Here is a 243-nt window from a genome sequence, read left to right as displayed (position 1 = left end):
GAAAGCAACGCCCGCTCGGTATCCCGGTCATGCGCGACCGGGTAATCCAGGCACGCGTGAAGAATGCGCTGGAACCTGAGTGGGACGCCCGGTTCGAATCACGCTCCTACGGATTCCGGCCAGGCCGCGGTTGCCACGACGCCATCCAGGCGATCTTCAGCACCGCGAAGGGCAAGGCGGCCAGGCGTCAGTGAGTACTCGTCGCCGACCTGGCCGCACCGTTCGACCGCATCGACCACGACC

The 243-nt window shown here is 66.3% G+C and carries 1 pseudogene; it reads left to right on the top strand.

Features of this window, described 5'->3' with window-relative positions:
• Positions 1–191 (top strand): annotated as a pseudogene (locus KVT44_RS56670) (reverse transcriptase domain-containing protein); the annotation flags it as partial.
• Between the last annotated feature and the right edge of the window lie 52 nt (positions 192–243).

Origin of the sequence: Streptomyces sp. GbtcB7, assembly GCF_019091445.1 — a bacterium.
Taxonomy (GTDB): Bacteria; Actinomycetota; Actinomycetes; order Streptomycetales; family Streptomycetaceae; genus Streptomyces; species Streptomyces mirabilis.
Note: the sequence above shows the minus strand (reverse complement) of the source record. Positions and strands in the feature narration are given on the sequence as shown.